This is a genomic window from Bradyrhizobium sp. BRP22, from assembly GCF_020194175.1.
Taxonomy (GTDB): Bacteria; Pseudomonadota; Alphaproteobacteria; order Rhizobiales; family Xanthobacteraceae; genus Bradyrhizobium.
The window spans coordinates 173,194-192,810 of record NZ_JADYVX010000009.1 but is presented as its reverse complement, the minus strand read 5'-3'; the positions used below and the strand labels follow the sequence as shown (position 1 = coordinate 192,810).

17 protein-coding genes are annotated in these 19,617 nt (G+C 64.1%); 6 read left to right on the top strand and 11 right to left on the bottom strand.

The features are described from left to right. Positions 1 to 191 precede the first annotated feature (191 nt). Complete coding sequence (locus I6F35_RS14925; RefSeq protein WP_225118428.1) at positions 192 to 1,514, top strand: dicarboxylate/amino acid:cation symporter; 1,323 nt, start codon at positions 192 to 194, stop codon at positions 1,512 to 1,514. Between the two features lie 34 nt (positions 1,515 to 1,548). On the opposite strand, the gene I6F35_RS14920 is transcribed toward I6F35_RS14925, so the two are convergent. Beyond that, complete coding sequence (locus tag I6F35_RS14920) at positions 1,549 to 1,872, bottom strand: hypothetical protein (RefSeq protein WP_225118427.1); 324 nt, start codon at positions 1,870 to 1,872, stop codon at positions 1,549 to 1,551. Between the two features lie 528 nt (positions 1,873 to 2,400). On the opposite strand from I6F35_RS14920, the gene I6F35_RS14915 reads away from it, so the two are divergent. Then, on the top strand, positions 2,401 to 2,796 hold the full coding sequence (locus I6F35_RS14915) for a helix-turn-helix transcriptional regulator (protein ID WP_130222530.1): 396 nt from the start codon (positions 2,401 to 2,403) through the stop codon (positions 2,794 to 2,796). Between the two features lie 255 nt (positions 2,797 to 3,051). Here the strand turns inward: I6F35_RS14915 and I6F35_RS14910 are convergent, their stop codons facing one another. From I6F35_RS14910 to I6F35_RS14900, 3 genes are all read right to left on the bottom strand, one after another. Continuing rightward, entirely contained in the window at positions 3,052 to 4,134 is a 1,083-nt protein-coding gene (locus I6F35_RS14910; protein ID WP_225118426.1) for an isocitrate/isopropylmalate dehydrogenase family protein, read from the bottom strand. Positions 4,135 to 4,250: 116 nt separating this feature from the next. Further along, complete coding sequence (locus I6F35_RS14905) at positions 4,251 to 5,321, bottom strand: alcohol dehydrogenase (protein ID WP_225118425.1); 1,071 nt, start codon at positions 5,319 to 5,321, stop codon at positions 4,251 to 4,253. A 77-nt stretch (positions 5,322 to 5,398) separates the two neighbouring features. Next, positions 5,399 to 6,580 carry a CoA transferase gene (locus I6F35_RS14900; protein WP_225118424.1) on the bottom strand — a complete coding sequence of 394 codons (1,182 nt, stop codon included), beginning with the start codon at positions 6,578 to 6,580 and terminating at the stop codon, positions 5,399 to 5,401. A gap of 174 nt (positions 6,581 to 6,754) precedes the next feature. Here I6F35_RS14900 and glgA point away from each other — a divergent pair, with 174 nt between their 5' ends. Continuing rightward, on the top strand, positions 6,755 to 8,185 hold the full coding sequence (gene glgA, locus I6F35_RS14895; RefSeq protein ID WP_225118423.1) for a glycogen synthase GlgA: 1,431 nt from the start codon (positions 6,755 to 6,757) through the stop codon (positions 8,183 to 8,185). A gap of 6 nt (positions 8,186 to 8,191) precedes the next feature. On the opposite strand, the gene I6F35_RS14890 is transcribed toward glgA, so the two are convergent. Further along, positions 8,192 to 9,355 (bottom strand): patatin-like phospholipase family protein, encoded by a 1,164-nt coding sequence (locus tag I6F35_RS14890; RefSeq protein ID WP_225118422.1) that lies wholly within the window; start codon positions 9,353 to 9,355, stop codon positions 8,192 to 8,194. A 251-nt stretch (positions 9,356 to 9,606) separates the two neighbouring features. On the opposite strand from I6F35_RS14890, the gene I6F35_RS14885 reads away from it, so the two are divergent. Then, complete coding sequence (locus I6F35_RS14885) at positions 9,607 to 10,509, top strand: LysR family transcriptional regulator (RefSeq protein WP_225118421.1); 903 nt, start codon at positions 9,607 to 9,609, stop codon at positions 10,507 to 10,509. Between the two features lie 18 nt (positions 10,510 to 10,527). Here the strand turns inward: I6F35_RS14885 and I6F35_RS14880 are convergent, their stop codons facing one another. Then, the gene (locus I6F35_RS14880) at positions 10,528 to 11,241 is read right to left on the bottom strand and encodes a peroxiredoxin-like family protein (RefSeq protein WP_225118420.1); all 714 of its coding nucleotides are present in this window, start codon (positions 11,239 to 11,241) and stop codon (positions 10,528 to 10,530) included. An 83-nt stretch (positions 11,242 to 11,324) separates the two neighbouring features. Further along, positions 11,325 to 11,609: a hypothetical protein gene (locus tag I6F35_RS14875; RefSeq protein WP_225118419.1), complete on the bottom strand. Its 285-nt coding sequence runs from the start codon at positions 11,607 to 11,609 to the stop codon at positions 11,325 to 11,327. A gap of 253 nt (positions 11,610 to 11,862) precedes the next feature. On the opposite strand from I6F35_RS14875, the gene I6F35_RS14870 reads away from it, so the two are divergent. Further along, positions 11,863 to 12,348 (top strand): cupin domain-containing protein, encoded by a 486-nt coding sequence (locus I6F35_RS14870; protein ID WP_225118418.1) that lies wholly within the window; start codon positions 11,863 to 11,865, stop codon positions 12,346 to 12,348. A 102-nt stretch (positions 12,349 to 12,450) separates the two neighbouring features. Beyond that, complete coding sequence (locus I6F35_RS14865; RefSeq protein ID WP_225118417.1) at positions 12,451 to 13,677, top strand: MFS transporter; 1,227 nt, start codon at positions 12,451 to 12,453, stop codon at positions 13,675 to 13,677. On the opposite strand, the gene I6F35_RS14860 is transcribed toward I6F35_RS14865, so the two are convergent. The 4 genes from I6F35_RS14860 to I6F35_RS14845 form a co-directional block, all read right to left on the bottom strand. Further along, entirely contained in the window at positions 13,631 to 14,878 is a 1,248-nt protein-coding gene (locus I6F35_RS14860) for an MFS transporter (RefSeq protein WP_225118489.1), read from the bottom strand. The genes I6F35_RS14865 and I6F35_RS14860 overlap by 47 nt on opposite strands. 97 nt (positions 14,879 to 14,975) lie before the next feature. Next, positions 14,976 to 15,455 carry a PRC-barrel domain-containing protein gene (locus tag I6F35_RS14855; RefSeq protein WP_225118416.1) on the bottom strand — a complete coding sequence of 160 codons (480 nt, stop codon included), beginning with the start codon at positions 15,453 to 15,455 and terminating at the stop codon, positions 14,976 to 14,978. Positions 15,456 to 15,502: 47 nt separating this feature from the next. Next, a complete protein-coding gene (locus I6F35_RS14850) occupies positions 15,503 to 17,704 on the bottom strand; it encodes an amylo-alpha-1,6-glucosidase (RefSeq protein ID WP_225118415.1) in 2,202 nt (733 codons plus the stop codon). A gap of 61 nt (positions 17,705 to 17,765) precedes the next feature. Continuing rightward, positions 17,766 to 19,529 carry an ABC transporter ATP-binding protein gene (locus I6F35_RS14845; protein WP_225118414.1) on the bottom strand — a complete coding sequence of 588 codons (1,764 nt, stop codon included), beginning with the start codon at positions 19,527 to 19,529 and terminating at the stop codon, positions 17,766 to 17,768. Between the last annotated feature and the right edge of the window lie 88 nt (positions 19,530 to 19,617).

Here is a 19,617-nt window from a genome sequence, read left to right as displayed (position 1 = left end):
CCCCACGCTGCACGGCAGCGGCGATGGCGGCACGCTGGCGGGCCGAAATCTCGCTGCGTCCACGAAGCGAAGACCTGGGGCGCGCGCAATCAGCGAGATGTTCCGCCCGTCACCCGCTTCGCTCGAGACACGCCTGCGACCTTTTGGCACGCAAGTTGCTACGAATGGACGAAACCCATGGGGAACAGGCCATGTCGAGCATCGTCGCCGCAGCAACCACCGAAACCCGCAAGCCGCTCTACACCTCGCTTTTCGTCCAGGTGCTTGCAGCGCTGTTGCTCGGCATTGCGCTCGGTGTGATTGCCCCTGACTTCGCGATCGGGCTGAAGATCCTCAGCGACGCATTCCTCAAACTGATCTCGATGATCGTGGCGCCGATCGTGTTCTGCGTGGTCGTGCACGGCATTGCCGGCGCCGGCGACCTCAGGAAGGTCGGCCGCGTCGGCGTCAAGGCGCTGATCTATTTCGAGGTGATGACGACGATCGCGCTCGTGGTCGGCCTGCTGCTGGCCTATCTGTTCGGGCCCGGCCATGGCATGAACATCGACACCGCGACGCTCGATGCCAAGGCGCTCAACACCTATGCCGACAACGCCCACAAGCTGCAGGGCGGCGGCATCGGCGCTTTCCTGCTCAACATCATCCCGAGCACCTCCTTCGATGCGCTGTCGCGCAACGACGTGCTGCAGGTGCTGTTCTTCGCGGTGATCTTCGGCGTCAGCCTGGCGCTGGTCGGCGGCGAAAAGGGCGAGAAGGTCACCTCCCTGATCGACGCGGTATCGGCGGTGCTGTTCCGCGCAATGGGGCTGATCGTGCGCGTCGCCCCGCTCGGCGTGCTTGGCGCGGTGGCCTATACGGTCGGCAAATACGGCGTCGGTTCGCTCAAGCAACTGGTCTCGCTGGTCGCGCTGTTCTACGTCTCGGTCGCAATCTTCGTGTTCGGCGTGCTCGGCGGCGTGATGGCGCTCGCCGGCATCAACATCCTCAAATTCCTGGGCTACCTGCGCGAGGAATTGACCATCGTGCTGGCCACCGCCTCTTCGGACGCGGTGCTGCCGCAGATCATGCGCAAGCTGGAGCGGCTCGGCGTCAAGGACTCCGTTGTCGGCCTCGTGATCCCGACCGGCTATTCGTTCAACCTCGACGCCTTTTCGATCTATCTCACGCTGGCGGTGGTGTTCATCGCGCAGGCGACCAACACGCCGCTGTCGTTCGGCGATCTCCTCTTGGTGCTCGGCGTCTCCCTGATCACCTCCAAGGGCGCGCATGGCGTGCCGGGCTCGGCAATCGTGATCCTGGCGGCGACGCTGAACGCGGTACCGACCATTCCCGCGATCGGCCTTGTGCTGGTGCTGTCGGTCGACTGGTTCATCGGCATGGCCCGCGCGCTCGGCAACCTGATCGGCAACTGCGTCGCGACCGTGGTGGTGGCGGCGTGGGAGGGCGATCTCGACCGCGAGAAAGCCAACCGCGTGCTCGACGGCGATGAACTGGTCGACGTGACGGCGGGCTAGAGCGAAGCGTAATCCGGCGCTCGCGCCGGCCGCGCTATTTGACCAGCTTGAGATAAGGCGGCAGCGGCCTGCCGGAGGCCGACCTCGCTTGCTGGGACGGCCGCTCCTCCGGAGTCATCAGATCGCACAGCGCCTTGAGCTCGGCGTCGGTCACCTGATGCAGCTCCATCCGTAGTTCGAGAATTGCCAGCGACAGCAAACGCGCCGTTTCCGGGCTGGCCTTGTCCGTGAGGTAGTCCCTGCACTCCTCAAGCGTCGCAAGCAGCGAGAGCAAACGTTCTTCGGTATGAGCAACCGGCATTTCTTCCGCTCCCGAACTTGCGAGATAGATCCGCGGCGTTTCAGTTCTTCGTTTCATGGGCCTCTCCACAAAAGTCCGGTGGTGGTCGGGCGCGTGAACGAGCAGATGATCCAGAAATTTTGCGAAATTGTCCAGCGGGTGATTGGTGCCGAATTTTCCCGCTCATGTTCGGGACGGCGGGCCGCTGCGGCTGTATCCCTATCACTTTTCGGCGAACCCCGAGCCATTCAGGGACCGTACAAGTACGGGGTGTAGACCTACGTATGCAGGGAAGCGGCAGTAAGCATGCGTTCAAAATCTGTGTCGATTGAACCCGTAGTAGTTGTGGTTTGTCCAATATTTTGCCAAATGTAGATGACGGGGTGTCGCAGGATGTCCCGGGCGTTGACGACTTTAGGTAGTCCGACGGCGCCGGTATCCGGCTACTTCCAAAGCGCCTGGCGTTTGGCTACCATTCGGCAATCTGCTTGGAATGTCGTGGTTCTCGAGACGAGCTCACGATCCGGACAAAGTTAACGCGGAAGTATGGACGAATCCCTGACCAATCTGCGCAGGGCCTCCCGATTTGAAGGACGGGTAACCAGAATGAACAGATCAGCAGCAAAGAAGATGAAGCAGCGCAGTGCCGGCAAGCCCGACATTGAGTTGGGCAAACGGATTCGCCTGCGGCGTGTGGAGCAAAAGATCTCGCAAGCGGAGCTGGGCGAAAAGCTCGGCGTCAGCTTCCAGCAGGTCCAGAAGTACGAGAAGGGCGTGAACCGCGTCGGCGCTGCTCGCCTTCAGCAGATCGCTGCCGCGCTCGACGTGCCGGTCACGTTCTTCTACGACGGTGACAACAAGTCGCGCGAGGTCGAGAGCCTCCTGTTCCTGGACAGCGCGTTCAGCCTGAGGTTGCTGCGAGCCTACAGCAAGATCAAGGACCAGACGGTTCAACGTCAGCTGGTGTCCTTGATGGAGTCGATCGCCGCGAACGAAGGCTGAGCAGTCGGCCCTTCTCCGTTTCGTGGCGCGGACCGCATCGATCCGCGCGAGCGGGTCGAACCGTGGCGTAACGCTGCACCCGGGCGGCGTGTTGGTTCGGATCGAGGTTTTGCTGAAGCGCTGCCATCGAGATGGCGGCGCTTTTTGCTTTACCGCGGCTCTCGATGCGGTGCGCACAGACTCGTCTGTTTCCAGCATTGATGCCGAGGCGACGATTGGTCGCGCGATCGTCGGGGGCTTTCTTCTGCGTTCGCGCTACAGCAGCGCCAGCACCGCCTTGGCGATGTCGGCGGTGCCGTTGCCGCCGCCGAACTCGAACGGCTTGATGCCGCCGGCATAGGCCTTGTCGACGGCGCGCTCGATCCGCTCGCCGGCTTCCGCCGCGCTCTGCAGCCCATGCTTGTCGGCAAGCCAATCCAGCATCATCGCAACCGAGAGGATCATCGCCGTCGGATTGGCCTTGCCCTGCCCCATGATGTCAGGCGCGGTGCCGTGGCAGGGCTGGAACACCGCGTAGCGGTCGCCGATGTCGGCCGACGGCGCCATGCCCATGCCGCCGATCAGGCCGGCGGTGAGGTCGGAGAGGATGTCGCCGAACATGTTCTCCGTCACCATCACGTCGAAATCCCACGGACGCCGCACCAGCAGCGCCGAACAGGCATCGATATAAAGGTGGTCGGCCCTGACGTCCGGATGCCGCGTTGCCGCCTCGTCGAACATCCCGCGAAAGAATGCAAAGGCCTTGAACACGTTCGCCTTGTCGACGCAGGTCAGCCCCCCGCTGGGGCGGCCGCGCGCCTTGCGACGCTCGGCGAGACGGAACGAGAACTCGAACAGGCGTTCGGACGTCCGGCGCGTGATCACCATGGTCTCGCGCGCCTCATCCTCGGTGACGACGCCCTTGCCCATCGAGGCGAACAGACCTTCGGTCGATTCCCTGACTACGACGAGATCGATGCCGCGCTGCTCTGCGCCGACGATCGGGCTTGGCACGCCTGGAATCAGCCGCGCCGGCCGGACGCCGGCATAGAGGTCGAAATGAAAACGCAGTTCGATCTGCGGCGCGATCTCCGTGTTGTCGGGGTAGCGCACCGACGGCAGGCCGCAGGCCCCTAGCAGGATCGCATCCGCCTCCTCGCATAGCCTCACCGTCGATTCCGGCATCGAGGCGCCGGTCTCCCTGTAATGGTTGGCGCCCGCGGGCGCCTCGGTGAAGCGGAAGCGAAGCTCCGTCGTCGCCTCGATCCTGCGCAGCACCTCGAGTGCGGGCGCCATCACCTCCGGACCGATACCGTCACCGCCGAGCACGGCGATGTGGAGCGCATTGTTTGCGGACATGGGGTGCCTTCCTGAAAAGACAATCGCGTCATTCCGGGGCGATGCGCAGCATCGAACCCGGAATCTCGAGGTTCCGGGTCTGGTGCTGGCGCACCATCCCGGAACGACCGCATCTCTTAAGGCGTCAGCACGGCGCGGCCGACCAGTTTGCCCTTCTGCAATTCGAGCAGCGAGTCATAGGCCTTGCTGAGCGGCACGGGCGTGACCGGGATCGGCGCGATCTTCTTGCTGCGGACGAGGTCGAGCAATTCCTGGGTCTCGCGGAGGTTGCCGACATAGCTGCCCTGGATCGTGATCGCCTTGATCGGGATCAGCGGCAGCGGGAAGGTCGCGCCGCCGCCGAACAGGCCGACGATCACGAGCTTGCCGCCCTTAGCCAGGCAGTCGAAACCGAGCTGGGTGGTCTGGGCGTTGCCGACGAGATCGATCACCGCGCGGATCGGACCGCCCGCCTTCTTCGCCAATTGCTCCAGCGCGTCGGGCGCCTTGCCGTCGACGGTGCCGAGCGCGCCGGCAGCTTCCGCCGCCTCGCGCTTGCGTGCGTCGATGTCGACGACGATGGCGCCCTTGCCGCCCATCGCCTTCAGGAGCGACAGCGCCATCAAGCCGAGGCCCCCGGCGCCGATGATCACGATCGGCATATCGAAGGCGTACTCCACCTTCTTCAGCGCGCTGTAGGTGGTCACGCCCGAGCAGGCATAGGGCGCGGTGGTGACGGGATCGAGCCCCTTGAGGGTCAGCAGGTATTTCGGATGCGGCACCAGCATATGGTCGGCATAGCCGCCGTCGCAATAGACGCCGAGCGAGTTCGGCTTGACCGCGCACATGTTCTCGTCGCCGCCGAGGCAGGTCGGGCACTTGCCGCAGCCGAGCCATGGATAGACCAGCGCAACGTCGCCGGCCTTGAGACCGCCGGTGTCGCCCGGCTTCACGTCCGGCCCGAACGCCACCACCTCGCCGACGGTCTCATGCCCCATCGTGCGTGGCAGCGAGACGCCGCGATCCTTCAGCGACAGCGGCTTGCGCCCGTGGCCGAGATCATAGCCGCCTTCCCAGATATGCAGGTCGCTGTGGCAGATGCCGGCCGCCTTCACCTTGATCAGCACCTGGGTTCCGGTCGGCTCCGGCGTCGGCTGATCGACTTCCTTCAGGGGGGCGTTGAATTCGGCTACCTGGAAACTCTTCATCATTGTTCTCCCAACATTCTTTTGTTGTTGCGGCGGACATTGCCACGTCTGCCGACGCGAGACAAACCACCGCCCTGCTAATCCGCGAATGCAGCGATCTCGGCTTCGGACAGGCCCGCCGCCTTGAGATAGGCGCGGGTATGCTCGCCGAGCGTCGCGACGCGCGTTGCGGCGGCAACCTTTGCGCCGGACATCCTGAACGGCAGGTTGACCACCTTGAAGGTGCCGCCGCCGTCCTCGACCTCGGCCAGGGCGCCGCGATGCGCGAGCTGCGGATCGGCCAGCGCCTGCGCGACCGTGCGATAGGCGGAGGAGGGCACGCCCTCCTCATTGAGCGCGGCCAGGCACTGTTCCGTCGTCACCCGGCGCGACCAATCCTCGACGCCATCCATCAAGGCCGCCCAGTTTTCCCGGCGGTCGGAATATTTGGCGAAGCGCGAATCGCCGACCCATTCGGGACGCCCGATGACCTGCATCAGGCTCTGAAATGTCTTCTCACTGGCGATCGCGACCATGACGTAGCCGTCGGAGGTCTCAACCGGACCGAACATCGGCCGCTGCGTCGGCTGCACCTTGAACTGCGCCCACTGCACCTCGTTCAAGGTCAGGCTCAGCATCACTTCGAGCATCGAGACGTCGATGTGCTGCCCCTCCCCGCTGCGGTGGCGCTGATGCAGCGCCGCTCCGATCGCGCCGAACGCGTAGACGCCGCTCAGCACGTCGGCGATGTAGATGCCGCAATAGTCAGGCCTGCTCCGCCCGGCCTGGTAGGCGAGATGCGCCATGTCGTAGCCGGAGGCGGCGTGGATGACCGGGGCATAGGCCGGCAGACCGGCCGACGGCCCGGTCTGGCCGTAGCCGGAAATCGAGCAATAGATCAGCCGCGGGTTGAGCCCGCGGAGGCTGGCATAATCGAGCCTCAAGCGCTGCATCACGCCGGGGCGGAAATTCTCCACCAGGATATCGGCAGTCGCGACAAGCCGGCGGACCACCTCCACCGCTCCCGCCGACTTCAGGTCAAGCGTCAGGCTGTTCTTGCCGACATTGAGCTGGCCGAATGCGGTGGAGCAATGGTTGCGCACCGGTGGTCGGGTACGCATCATCTCGCCTTCCGCCGGTTCGATCTTGATCACCTCCGCTCCGAGGTCGGCAAGCATGCGCGTGCAATGAGGCCCGGCGATCGTGGTCGAAAAATCAAGCACACGAAGGCCATCAAGACTCTTTGTCAAACAGCCCTCATCGTTCTCGACTATCGTCATTCGCAAAGCTCCCCTCGGCCGTACCTCTTGTCGGCGCGGCGCCAACCTAAAGTGAGCTGCTTCTACAGGGAAGCGTCTGATCCAGACCGGACTGGGCGAGGCCCTTGATTTCAATCAAAGGGAAATTGGACCCATTTTTGCATAGTCGTTTACAGGGTTGGAGCGAGGCGCTTTTTGAGGGTCTTATTCGTCACAACTGAAATGGACGATTTCGTCCGCGTCGGCGGCCTTGCCGCTGTTTCCGCCGCCCTTCCCCGCGCGCTACGTCCCTGGGGCGATGTCCGGATCATGCTGCCCGGATATCGGGACGTGGTCGAACAACTCACTCATATTGAAATTGCTGGCAAATGCGCGCCCCTTGCCGAGATGCCCGCGTGCACGATCGGTCGCGCCTCGACCCGCGACGGCATACCTGTCTACGTCGTGCTGTGCCCGGAGCTCTACGACCGGCCGGGCAATCCTTACGGCGACGAGTCGGGACGCGACTGGTCGGACAACGACATCCGCTTCGGCCGCTTCGCGTCCGCCGCCGCAGAACTTGCCGCAGGCAGTCTGGACAAGAATTGGGCAGCCGACCTCGTGCACGCCAATGACTGGCAGGCCGCGCTGGTGCCGGCCTATCTGGCTTGGCGCGGCGCACGCATCCCTTCGATCCTGACCATCCACAACCTCGCCTATCAGGGACTCTTCCCGAAGGATTCGCTGCGCCGGATTGGCGCGCCGGAAAACTCCTTCCACATCGACGGGCTCGAATTCTACGACAAGCTGTCTTTCCTCAAGGGCGGCATCGTCTACGCCTCGCACCTCACGACCGTCAGCGCGACCTATGCCAGGGAGATCACGACCGCAGAGCTCGGCTGCGGGCTCGAAGGCCTGCTTCGCATCCGCTCCAATGCCGCGCAGCTCACCGGAATTCTTAACGGCATCGACGAGAGCTGGGACCCGCGCTTTGATGCCAAGCTCGCGCAGCAGTTCGGCGCCGGCGACTGGGCCGGCAAGCAGGCCAATGCGGATTACGTCCGCAAGCAGTTCGGCCTCGCCGTCTCCCGCGGACCCATGTTCGGCCTGGTCGCCCGCCTGGTGCATCAGAAGGGCGTCGACCTCGTGCTGTCGGCAGCCGACGAGATCGTCGCGGCCGGTGGACAGATCGTCGTCACCGGCTCCGGCGAGCCGGGGATCGAGCAGGCGCTGGTGGAGGCACACCGGCGGCGGCCGGACGCGATCGGGGTGGCAATCGGCTTCAACGATGCCCAGGCGCGGCGGATTTTTGCCGGCAGCGATTTCACCCTGATGCCCTCGCGGTTCGAGCCGTGCGGCCTGAGCCAGATGTATGCGCAGCGGTTCGGCTCGCTGCCGATCGGCCATCAGACCGGCGGGCTGGCCGAGACCATCAAGGACGGCGAGACCGGTTTCCTGTTCCCGCAACCGTCGCCGGAGTCCTTCCTCGGCGGCGTGCGCCGGGCATTCGAGACGTTCGTCGCCAAGGATCGGCTCGACACCATGCGCCGCAGCGCCATGGCGCGGAGCTTTAGCTGGAGCATCTCGGCCGCCCTGTATAGTGCGCTCTATCGCAAGCTGGCGGTGCCGCAGGTCATAAGCGGCTGACCGGCGTCATTCCGCCGCCTGTGGCATGGTCGCCATCTGCTCGTGCAGAATGACGCCCGACAGCGGGTCGAATTCGCCAATCCAGGGGGCGCGCTGCAGCACCGCCTTGGTATGGGTGTAGCCGGCATCCCAGCGCTTCATGATGCCAGACGGGCTGAAATCGATGTCCTTGGTGTGGGTCTCGTGATCGAGCTGCGGCGCGAGCAGCCTCACCACATGCATCCGGGTCGGACAGCCGTAACTGGCCAACTCCCGCACTGCCTCGCTATTGCGCTCGGCTTCCGGCAACCTGGCAACGAGCTCATTGATCACGTGGCGCAGCCGGTGGGCCTGCTGCTGGCGCGCAACGTGACTCAAGATCCGGCTGGAATACTGCACATCCTTGTGACGGTTGAGCACCTCCGCCATCGTGGTCGGCTCCGCGCCATGCGGATTCCACAAATGCACCGCGAAGATCAGCGAGTCCCTGCGCGGATTGTCGTCGAATACGGCTTCCGTCGGCGTGTTCGATAAAATTCCGCCGTCCCAATAGAACTCGCCGTCGATGCGCACGGCCGGGAAAGCCGGCGGCAGCGCGCCGGAGGCCATGATGTGCCTGACGCCGAGCCGGATATCGCGGCTGTCGAAATAACGCATCTGGCTGGTGCGAACATGGGCGGCGCCGACCGTCAGCCGCAGCGAGCAATTGTTGACGAGGTCGAAGTCCACCAGTTCGGCAAGCGTCCGCTCCAGCGGCGCGGTCGAATAGTATCCGGCCTTGTCGGCGCCGAGCGGATAGGAGTCGCCGGCATGGGCCAAGGGATTGGGCCGAAAGAAGCCGGGAATGCCGCTGGTCACGGTCGACCAGTACGACAGCTTGTCGTTGAAGCCGGGAAAGACATCGCGAAAGCTCCAGACCGGCGACTGCTCCATCCTCTTCCAGAACTCGCGCAGGCGCGACAACCGGTGCTGCGGCGAGTTGCCTGCGATCAGGCTCGCATTGATCGCGCCGATCGAGGTGCCGATGATCCAGTCGGGCTCGATGCCGGCTTCATGCAGCGCCTGATAGACACCAGCCTGATAGGAGCCGAGCGCCCCGCCGCCCTGCAGCACCAGAACGACCTGGCCCGGCCCCGCATCACCCCGGGTGCGAAGATTTAGGGAAGAATTCCTGTCCTTCGCATTGCTCATGTCACGCTTCCTCCGCTTATCCGTGTGATATTCGCGTGCGCTCCTGATCCGTTACGATCACGTTTCAGTGCGAGGGCCCGCCGCCCGGCGCGGCGGCTACACCGCCACTGCGGGCACAATCTGCGCCGCACGCAAATATCGCAAATGCCTCTTGGCTTCCGAAACCATAGGCGGGCGCTATAGCGGTTCTGGTGTAGTTGCCGGCGGGTTTCGGCTAACCTTCACCCTGGGTCGGACAGGGCAGTGCGATCATGGAGATGCATCAGGTCAGGTATTTCCTCGCGGTGGCGCGGCTGTTGAATTTCACGCGCGCCGCCGAGGAATGCAATGTCACGCAGCCTTCGCTGACGCGCGCCATCAAGCAGCTCGAAGCCGAGCTCGGAGGCGACCTGTTCCGACGAGAGCGGCCGACGGCGCAATTGACCGAACTCGGCCAGCGTATGCATCCGCTGTTGCAGCAATGCTATGATGCGGCCGCCGGCGCGCGAATGCTGGCGTCGTCCTTCAAGAGCGGCGAAATCGGCGCATTGCGGATCGCGCTGACCCATTCGATCGACCTGTCGCTTCTGATCCCGCATCTCGAGCAGATCAAGCGGCAGTTCAACCGCCTGGAATTTCGCTTCCTGCGCGGCAGCAGCGAGGAGGTCGGCGAATACCTGAAGAAAGGCGAAGCGGAACTTGGCATCGCCGCAGAACTCGGCAGCGACTGGGACCGGCTGGACACGTGGCCGCTGTTCACGGAAGATTTCTATCTGGTCATGAGCCGGCAGCATCCGCTGGCGGAGCGCGACAATATCAGCTTCGATGATCTCAGATCCGAGCAACTGCTTTCCCGAACCTATTGTGAGCACTCCGAGCGCCTGGGGCTGTCGCTGCGCGAGCGCGGTATCGCGGTCGATCACAGCCACGAAATCGCCTCGGAGCGCGACCTGATCGAATTGCTGGAGGCCGATATCGGGATTGCAGTGATCCCTCATACGAGCGTTATTCCGGACACTCTGAAGCGCACCGCGCTCGACGGGCTGGACTCCCGCCGTACGGTGAATCTCTATGGCGTGGTGGGACGCCAGCGTACTGCGGTTGCGTCCGCGGTCATGCGAATGCTTCGCGGCGCCGACTGGCAACATCTCCTGAGCGGGACAGCGATCGCCTGAATTGCGCTTGCCTTGCCGCTATCCGTGGCTGGCGCTCTGCACCGCGGCGATCAGCGCGTCGATCTGCATCCGCTTGCGGAAATCGGGATCGACGAACCGAGCTTTCACGATCCCATCGCGGCCGACAACGAAAGTCGCCGGGATCGGCAACACCCAGCCGTTATTGCCGTGAAAGCCCGACAAGTCGAGATAGGACAACAGTTGCTGGATCTCGGCACCCAGCCAGATCGCGAGATTCAGCGACAATGCATAGCCGTTGTCGAGATCGCTCAGCACGGGAAACGGCGCGCCCGACTCCGATTTGAATTGCTCGGCGTATCTTTGCGTCTCAGGCATGATTGCCACAACCCGAGCCCCCATCGCCTTTATCCGATCGTGAGCCTGCACCACTGCATTGATGCTCAACCTGCAATAAGGGCACCAGTGCCCGCGATAGAACATCACCACCACCGGCCCGTCAGCAAGCAACCAGTTCAGGTTGACCAACCGGCCGGTTTCGTCCGGAAGCACGAAGAACGGCATCACCTCGCCCGGCCGCGGCGCATTTTCGCCGCCGCCGTTCTCGCGAAGGCGACAGACCAGACGGTCCACCGCATCGCTATAAGCGGGAAAGATCTCGCGGCCAGCCGCGGCATAAACCTCCAGCTGCTCGCCCAACGTGCCGTCCATGTCGCGACAGCGCTGAAATGCCTGCCTGAGGCGTTCGGCATCGGCGGGCAAAAGCTCGGTCATCTCTGACTCCGATCAATTGGTAAGCCCGGTTTTATTTTCTCCAGGGGGCCGCCCGCAAGGGGGCGGCCTCGCCGAATGCATGTTCACGGCCGATAGAAATTGCCGGTCGGATCGAGGGTGCCGGATACTGAATAGAGCTGGCCACCGTCCAGGAAGAAGATGGTGCTGTTGGGCACCCTGGTGGCGTGCTTCATCATCGCCTCGTGGTTCTTTTCGCCTGGCGCCATGGCCATCGCGGTCATCTTTCCGGGACCGGCGTACATATAGGCCATGCCGGGATTGAACTCCCAGGCCACCTGCGAAAGCGCGGAGGTGGCAGTCGCGGCGAACGCCGCGGCGAAAATGACAGTCCTGAACGACTTGCTCATGGGAAATCCTCTCGCTGGACGAAACGCCCGCCAACCGGGCGCGTGCCTCATGAAGGGCTCACACCTCCGAAATTGGAAATGCCGCTGTCCAATCGCTTCGATAGCCGCCAAGCATCGCGAGCTGACAACGCGGCATAGCAGGGCGCTATCGAGTCGAGAGCCAGCCGGCATTTCATCCGATGCGATCTTTCGACGATGGTGATGGCATAGCCGGCCGGAACATCCGAGGCCGACGCACGAAGGAGAGCACGACATGTTTGGTATCCCTGCACGCCTGCCCTGGCGCCGCCTGACCGTTGCCGCCGCCCTCGCCGGGTCGATGGCCGCAACCTCAGTCGCGCACGCCGGCGAATGTCCGGCCGACAAGCTGAAGCCCAATGTCCGCGAGAAGGTCGACACCAAGGCGGTCGGCGTCAGCGATGACACCCTCGGCTCGATCGACCTTGAAAAGCAGCCCGCCCATATCAAGGATCGTGAACTGCGCTTTCGCAGACTGACGATCGAGCCCGGCGGCATCGTGCCGTGGCACAGCCATGACGACCGGCCGGCGCTGATCTTCGTCCAGCAGGGCGAGATCGTCGAATATGCCAGCAATTGCGCCGAGCCGATCGTGCACAAGGCCGGCGACATTCGTCCCGAAGTGTTCGGCACGTCGCACTGGTGGAAGAATCTCGGCAAGGAAACCGTCATTCTCTATGTCGGCGACGTCCGCAAGGATCCGCACGACCATAATATGTGACGAGCGCCCACCCCAGCCTCGTTACCGGATGTGACGTCCTGGAGTTCCCGTGCCGCCCACACGCCCAGGCGTCACATCCTCCCTCTCTTCGCGAGGTCCGCCATGACCGACCTGACCGCGCATATCAGAGCAGAAACAATCGAGATGGGCGGCCACTCGCCGGGGATAGCGCTGCGATCCCTCGTTATCGGCGTGACCGCGTTTCTGACGGTTGTGGATCTGTTCGCGACCCAGGCAATCCTTCCCTCACTCACCCGGCATTACAACGTGTCGCCGGCGGCCATGAGCGTGGCGGTCAATGCGAGCACGCTCGGCATGGCCGTCGCCGGCCTCGTGATCGGCATGCTAAGCCCGCACATCGACCGGCGATTGGGCATCCTCGTAAGTCTCCTCCTGCTTGCGGTACCAACCAACCTGCTCGCAGTTGCGCCCGACCTCGCCACCTTCACGGTACTCCGCATCGCGCAGGGCCTGTGCATGGCCTCGGCCTTCACGCTGACGCTGGCCTATCTCGGCGAGCAGTGCAGCGAGACGGATTCAGCGGGCGCGTTTGCGGCTTATGTTACCGGCAATGTCGCGAGCAATCTGGTGGGCCGCCTCGTATCCGCGGCGATTGCCGACACATTCGGATTGGCCTCGAATTTCTGCTTCTTTGCGCTGCTCAATATCGCAGGCGCAGTTCTGGTCTATTTCACCGTCGCCCGAGCGAAACCGATGCGGGCGATGACGACGACGATCTCGCCGCTGCAAGCGACGATCGAGCATTGGTGCAATCCAGCACTGCGTGCCGCTTTCGCGCTCGGCTTCTGCATTCTGTTCGCCTTCATCGGCACCTTCACCTTCGTCAACTTCGTCCTTGTGCGCCCGCCGCTGTCGCTCAGTCGCATGGACCTCGGCCTGATCTATTTGGCCTTCCTTCCTTCGATCGTAACGACGCTGTTTGCGGGAGCGGCGATCGCGCGCTTCGGCACGCGGCCGGCGATCTGGGCCGCGCTGGTGGTTGCGGGCATCGGCCTGCCGCCCCTGCTCTCGTCACATCTTTGGCTGGTGTTGAGTGGCATGATCCTGGTCGGCGTCGGAACCTTCTTCGCGCAGGCGTGCGCGACCGGCTTCGTCGGCCGCGCAGCAAACGGCAACCGCGGCGTCGCGAGCGGCACCTATCTGGCCTGTTATTTTCTCGGCGGGCTCGTCGGCAGCGCGGTGCTTGGCCAATTGTTCGATCGGTGGGGATGGACCGCCTGCGTGGCGGGCGTCGCCACGTCAGTTGCGATAGCTGCGCTGCTCACCGTGCGTCTGGTGCCGGCGCCGTCCGTCGCGTCTCGGGCATGATCGACAGGATCATCAGCAGGCCGAGCGCGGCGATCCCGGCAAGCCCTAAGAAAGCGATGTTGCTGCCGAACTTGTCGCTGACATAGCCGGCGAGCACCGTGCTCAGTGATGCGCCGATCCCGGTCGCGGTGCCGACGATGCCCTGCGCCAGGTTGAAGTGCCCGCTGCCGAAGGCGACGTCAGCCACGATCAACGGCACCATGACGCTGAACACTGCCGCGGTAATGCCGTCGAAGATCTGCACGGCCACCAGCAGGTAGGGGTCGCGCACGGTTGCAAACAGCACACCGCGGATCACGAGCGCGCCAAAGGCGAGCAGGAGCAGCGGCCGGCGGCCCCAGGTCTGCGCCTTGCGCCCGACCGAGGGCGAGGCCAGCGCCACGATCGCCTGCGGCACAATGATGCAGGCCGCGATCAGGACCGGCGCCCACTGGCTGGAGCGCATCGTCACCACGCCCGCCATCAGCGGCAGCATCGCCGCATTCGCGAGCTGGAACAGGAGCACGCTGAAGGCGAAGATCAACAGCGGCCGCTTGCTGCACAGCGCCAGCACGCTGGTCGCTTTCTTGTCGGGAATCTTGCGGACAACGGCACCATGGGCTTGCGCGATGTCGATCTCCTTCTCGCGGATCCGCGACAGCGCGATCAAAGTCGGTATCGCCAGGATGAAGGTGACCAGGAACACCGAGCGGCTCGAGATCAGGTAGCCGCAGGCACCCATCAGCGCCGCAGCCGAGCCGTTGCCGAGCGACGCGAAACGGGCATTGCGCCCGAGCCGCTCCCCGATCGCATATGGCCCGACCAGGCCGAGGCTGATCGCGGCGATTGCGGGCCCCAACACGCAGCTCGCAAGCGCATGCAGGGTGGCGGCTGCCGTCACCACCGGGAAGATCGGCCACACCGCATAGGCCAGCGCGCTGCAGCCAATGGTCGCGACCGCGGCCCCGGCGACAAATCGTTCGGAGCGTGCGGCGTCGACGATGGCGCCGCCCGGCATCTGCCCGAGCAACGCGACGATGCCGCCGATCGACAGCACGAAGCCGATCTCGACCTGGGTCCATTTCTGCGTGGTCAGGTAGACCGCCACGAACGGGCCGAACCCGGTCTGCACATCGGCCAGGAAGAAGATGAACCAGTCGAGTCCACGCTGGCTCTGCCGCGAAGGTTGGCGCGATGGGTCGGGTGCCGGTAACTCCGGCACCAGTGGCGCACCGTGATCGTCCGCCGTCGACCGCCTGCGATCGCCGCCGATCCTGTCCGCCAAGGAGGAGGGACGAGCGATCAATGTATCTCCGTCTTTAATGGTCATATTGCCAAGGACGCAAACTGCCGGCAGCGCCGAGCACGATGAGAGGCGTATCCTCCTTGTATTCCGGCGCCGCGCTCACCTGCTCCTTGGTCAGTTCGAGCGTGATGCTGTCGCTCTTGTTGGCGACCTTGCCGAAATGCAGTGCGTTCCAATCAACAACGATCTTGCGGCTGCCGACACCGAGGAAGCCGCCGAAGTCGATCACGGCGGCGCGCACGGTGCCTTCGCGATCGACGATCACATCCACGATCCGTCCCATGTCCTCATTGGCGGCGCTGCGCACGTCGCGGCCGAGGATGCCGTGCGCATCCCTGGCGCCGATCACCGTCACCGACGGTGGAGGCGCCGGTTCCTTCTGCGCAGCCGGAGGCTTGGTCGGCGGCGGTGCCGCCGGATCATCGGCCGCTTGTGCGGCCGCAATTGCGGCAAAGGCCGCAGCAACAATTGTCGTCACCATGCTCGCCCACATCGGGGGTCTCCAAACCAGGAATAAAGCTAAACATTCTGGCCGACATTCTAATGCGTCAGCACGATCGACACCTGGATTTGACCGCGTGTACGCAATACTTCGAGCGACACTTCGCCATCATGGCGGCGGACTCTCAGATCGACGCTGGAGGCGCCGAGCCGCAGGTCGCGCAGGATCGCCTCATTCAGGAATTCAGGCAAGCGAGGATCGCGCAGCCTGATCTCGCCGCGCGCGGCATCGAATTCGAGTCCCAGCGCCGCCTCCACCAGCGTGAAGGGGGTCGCGCTCGCCCAGGCCTGCGGCGCGCAGGCCACCGGATAGAGCACAGGTCCGCGCCGACGCTCGCGCTGGAACCCACAGAACAACTCGGGCAGGCGCCGCAGATCCATGTAGCTTGCGGCGTCGAACAGCCCCTTGAACAGATGCGCCACCGAGCCCTTCAGCCCGTAGCGGGCGAAACCGAGCGCGATCAGCGCATTGTCATGCGGCCAGATCGAGCCGTCATGATAGGACATCGGGTTGTAACGCACCTCGTTCTTGCCGACCGTGCGGATGCCCCAGCCCGAGAAGAAACTCTGGCTCATCAGGTCGGCGGCGACCAACCGTGCGCGGTCTTCCCGGACGATGCCGGCGAACAGGAGTTGGCCGGCGTTCGAGGTCCGCACCCGGCATGGTTCCTTCTTGCCGTCGAGCGCCAGCGCATAGGTGCCGAGTTCCTCGCACCAGAACGCCTCCTCGAAGCGCTGGCGCAGCGTCTCGGCTTCCGCATCGAGCTTATCCGCCCTATCGGCATAACCGAGCCGGCGCGCCACCCTGGCCAAGAGCCGCTTGGCCGCGAACACATAGCCCTGCACCTCGCAGAGCGCGATGTAGCCCTCCGCCAATCTGCCGTCGGCATGGAAGATGGCATCAAAGGAATCCTTCCAGCCCTGGTTGGCGAGGCCCTGCTCGGTCGCGCGCTGATATTCGATGAAACCATCGTGATCGGGATCGCCGGGGCCGTCGATCCATTGCAGCGCCGCCTCGATCGAAGGCCAGAGCTCGGCGAGCGTCGCTTCGTCGCCGGTGCGCTCGTAGTAATGGCCGGCCAGCAGCACGAACAACGGCGTCGAGTCGACGCTGCCGTAATATTGCGCGAACGGCACCTCGCGCAGCGCCGCCATCTCGCCGCCGCGCATCTCATGCAGGATCTTGCCGGGCTCGGCATCGGCAAGCGGATCGACGCTCTTGGCCTGGAAGAATGCGAGCCGCTTCAAGACGCCTTGCGCGATACGCGGATCGACCCACAGCATCTGCAACGCGGTGATCAATCCATCGCGGCCGAACGTCGTCGAGTACCAGGGGATGCCGGCATAAGGATATCGGCCCTGCGGCGTCTCGGTCATCAGCATGTTGAGGTCGGCCATCGCCTGGCACAGCACCTCGTTGAAGATGTTATTCGAGGTCTCGATACTGGCGGCGCCGGCGGTCGAGTACCGCATCTCGCGGCGATGCGCGAGGAGCCCGCGAAAGAACGGCACCGGCTTGTGCATGATCGGCTTGTTGCAGGACACCGCGATGAACAGCGAGGTGACCGCCTTGGGCGCCAGTTCGAAATGATAAGTCGCGGCATTGACCGAGAGCCGCGTCGGCTTGGGATCGAAATGCAGCGCCGTGATCCGCGACTGGCCGTCCAGCCCGCCATATTCGAGCACGACATCGGTCGGGCCGAGCAACCTGCTCGAGCCGGTGCCGCGCCGCGGTCGGCGCTCGCCGCGCACTTCGAACAGATCGGCGAAATCATTGTCGAACAGCAAGGTGAGATCGAAGCTTGCCAAATGGTCGCCATGATTTTGCAGGCCGATCCGCTGATAGGCCGTGCCGCGCCACAGGAAGATCGAGCGCACGATGTGCAGCGTATCCTTCTGCAGCACCAGCCGGCCGTTGCGGTAAACGTCGGAATTGGTGAGGTCGACCGTCAGCGCGGAATTGTCGTCGCGCAGGTTGGAGCCGAGCAACAGCGGCTGCACGTCGTCGAGCACCATTTCCAGCCGCGCAAGATAACGCGTATCGGCGTTGAACAGGCCATCGGGTCCGCCGGCGGAAGCGCCGATGTCGCCATGGCTGTCGAGCACGATGAAGGTGTCGTCATGCTTGAGCGACCGCCGCGGCCGCGCGGCGGGACCCGTCATCGGGATGTAGAAGGGGGATTCCGCGATTTGCTCGACGACGCGCGTGGTCGAAAATTGCGTCACGATCTCCGCTGCCATTTAGACCTCGAGCGATTCTCTCGGGTTGCGATGGACGCTGATTATACGCAACTACAGTGGATCAGGCAGCCTGAGTGGTGAGGCGGCCCACTTCGCGCGCAACGAGTTCGCGGTACGGCCCCCTGCCCTGCACCAGGATATCGGGCGGCCCGTCCTCGACGATGCGGCCGCCCTGCAGCACGACCACGCGATCGAAGCTGCGCAGCGTGGCCAGACGATGGGCAATCGCGACCACGGTGCGCCCGCGCATCAAGCGCGACAGGGCTTCACGTATGGCTTCCTCCGACTCGCTGTCAAGCGCCGCCGTCGCTTCATCGAGCAGAAGGATGGGTGCGTCTTTCAGGAACGCACGGGCGATCGCGATGCGCTGGCGCTGGCCGCCCGACACCTTGATCCCGCGATCGCCGACGATGGTATCCATGCCTTCAGGCAAGTTCTCGATGAAGTCGCAGCGCGCCGCGATCGCCGCGCGCAGCACCTCGTCGTCAGTCGCATTCGGCCGTCCGTAGCGGATGTTCTCCAGGATCGAGCGGTGGAACAGCGAGATATCCTGGGGCACCACCGAGATCGCCTCACGCAGGCTCTGCTGGGTGACCCGTGAGATATCCTGGCCATCGATCGTGATGCTGCCGCGCTGCACGTCGTAGAAGCGCTGCAGCAGCGTGAACAGCGTCGATTTGCCGCCGCCGGACTGCCCGACCAGCCCGACCCGTTGGCCGGGCTGGATCCGCAGGCTGAACTTGTCGAATACCTGCATGCCGCCGGGATACTGGAACGAGATGTTGTTGAAGGCGATCGCGGCCCCGCTCTTGATCAGCGGCTCGGCCTCCGGGTGATCCTTCAATTCGTGCGGCACCAGCAGCGTCGCAAGCGCCTCCATCAGGCGGGCGACGTGCTGGGTGGCATCGACCAGCGCTACGGCAAGGTCGCGCGTCGCGCTGAGAATGCAGATTCCGAGCGTGCAGACCAGCACGACGTCGCCGGTGGTGGCGGCGCCCTGCTGCCAAAGGCTGATTGCCCAGGCCAGCATGCCGATGGTGAGGACGACCGTTACCGCAGCATGGGTGAGCCGCAGCTTTTCGAGATAGCGCAGGCTGCGCCCCCGGGCGGTCAGTTCCCGGTTTACCGTCGCATCGAACCGGGCATGCTCGAAGCTCAATCCGCAGAATGCCCGCACCAGGGGCATGTTGTTGATGACGTCGACCATCTCGCCATCCACCGCCGCAGCCTTGTCGGCGAAATCGTCGTGCAACGGCCGGCCCGCCGCCGCCATCCGGAACATCGCGAACACCATGGTTCCCGCGATGACGATCAGCACCGCCGACATCGTCAGGCTCACCGTCCCGATCAGCGCGATGGCCGCGAATGTCGCCACGCACGGCGGCAGCACATTCCAGACAAACATGTTCTCGACCGTATAGACGGCGTTCGAGGTCGCCGTGATCCGGCTGGTCAGCATGCCCGGCAGGCGATCACTGAAATAACTCGGCGCGTGGCCGGTGAGGTGGCGGAACAGGTCGCGCCGGAGGTCGCCGGTGACGCCGACGAAGGCATAGCTCGCGATCCAGCTTGCGATCCGCCACAGGAAATTGTCAGCCGCGATCAGTGACATGAGCAGAACGAATGCCAGCCATACGCCACCGGCCTTGGTCGGACCGCCCGAGAGGCTGTCGACCAGGTTCTTCACGCCGTACTGCGTGCCCACCGAGCAGGCAACCGCGGCGAGAACGCAACCCAGTATCACGGCGTGTGATGCGGGCCGCCGCCGCAGATAGCGCAGCACAAAGGGAAAGGGGCGGTGCGCATATCCTGAAAGATTGTCCATGACGCCTGCAAACCTGTTGAGCAGTAAGGTGAATTTCTTAGGGCACCGTCCCGCACACGATTCCGTGAGGAACGGCGATCGATGTTTC

Coding starts and splice junctions, on each gene's coding strand:
- I6F35_RS14925 (WP_225118428.1), top strand. CDS start 192: ATGTCGAGCATCGTCGCCGCAGCAACCACCGAAACCCGCAAGCCGCTC.
- I6F35_RS14920 (WP_225118427.1), bottom strand. CDS start 1,872: ATGAAACGAAGAACTGAAACGCCGCGGATCTATCTCGCAAGTTCGGGA.
- I6F35_RS14915 (WP_130222530.1), top strand. CDS start 2,401: ATGAACAGATCAGCAGCAAAGAAGATGAAGCAGCGCAGTGCCGGCAAG.
- I6F35_RS14910 (WP_225118426.1), bottom strand. CDS start 4,134: ATGTCCGCAAACAATGCGCTCCACATCGCCGTGCTCGGCGGTGACGGT.
- I6F35_RS14905 (WP_225118425.1), bottom strand. CDS start 5,321: ATGAAGAGTTTCCAGGTAGCCGAATTCAACGCCCCCCTGAAGGAAGTC.
- I6F35_RS14900 (WP_225118424.1), bottom strand. CDS start 6,580: ATGACGATAGTCGAGAACGATGAGGGCTGTTTGACAAAGAGTCTTGAT.
- I6F35_RS14890 (WP_225118422.1), bottom strand. CDS start 9,355: ATGAGCAATGCGAAGGACAGGAATTCTTCCCTAAATCTTCGCACCCGG.
- I6F35_RS14885 (WP_225118421.1), top strand. CDS start 9,607: ATGGAGATGCATCAGGTCAGGTATTTCCTCGCGGTGGCGCGGCTGTTG.
- I6F35_RS14880 (WP_225118420.1), bottom strand. CDS start 11,241: ATGACCGAGCTTTTGCCCGCCGATGCCGAACGCCTCAGGCAGGCATTT.
- I6F35_RS14875 (WP_225118419.1), bottom strand. CDS start 11,609: ATGAGCAAGTCGTTCAGGACTGTCATTTTCGCCGCGGCGTTCGCCGCG.
- I6F35_RS14870 (WP_225118418.1), top strand. CDS start 11,863: ATGTTTGGTATCCCTGCACGCCTGCCCTGGCGCCGCCTGACCGTTGCC.
- I6F35_RS14865 (WP_225118417.1), top strand. CDS start 12,451: ATGACCGACCTGACCGCGCATATCAGAGCAGAAACAATCGAGATGGGC.
- I6F35_RS14855 (WP_225118416.1), bottom strand. CDS start 15,455: ATGTGGGCGAGCATGGTGACGACAATTGTTGCTGCGGCCTTTGCCGCA.
- I6F35_RS14850 (WP_225118415.1), bottom strand. CDS start 17,704: ATGGCAGCGGAGATCGTGACGCAATTTTCGACCACGCGCGTCGTCGAG.
- I6F35_RS14845 (WP_225118414.1), bottom strand. CDS start 19,529: ATGGACAATCTTTCAGGATATGCGCACCGCCCCTTTCCCTTTGTGCTG.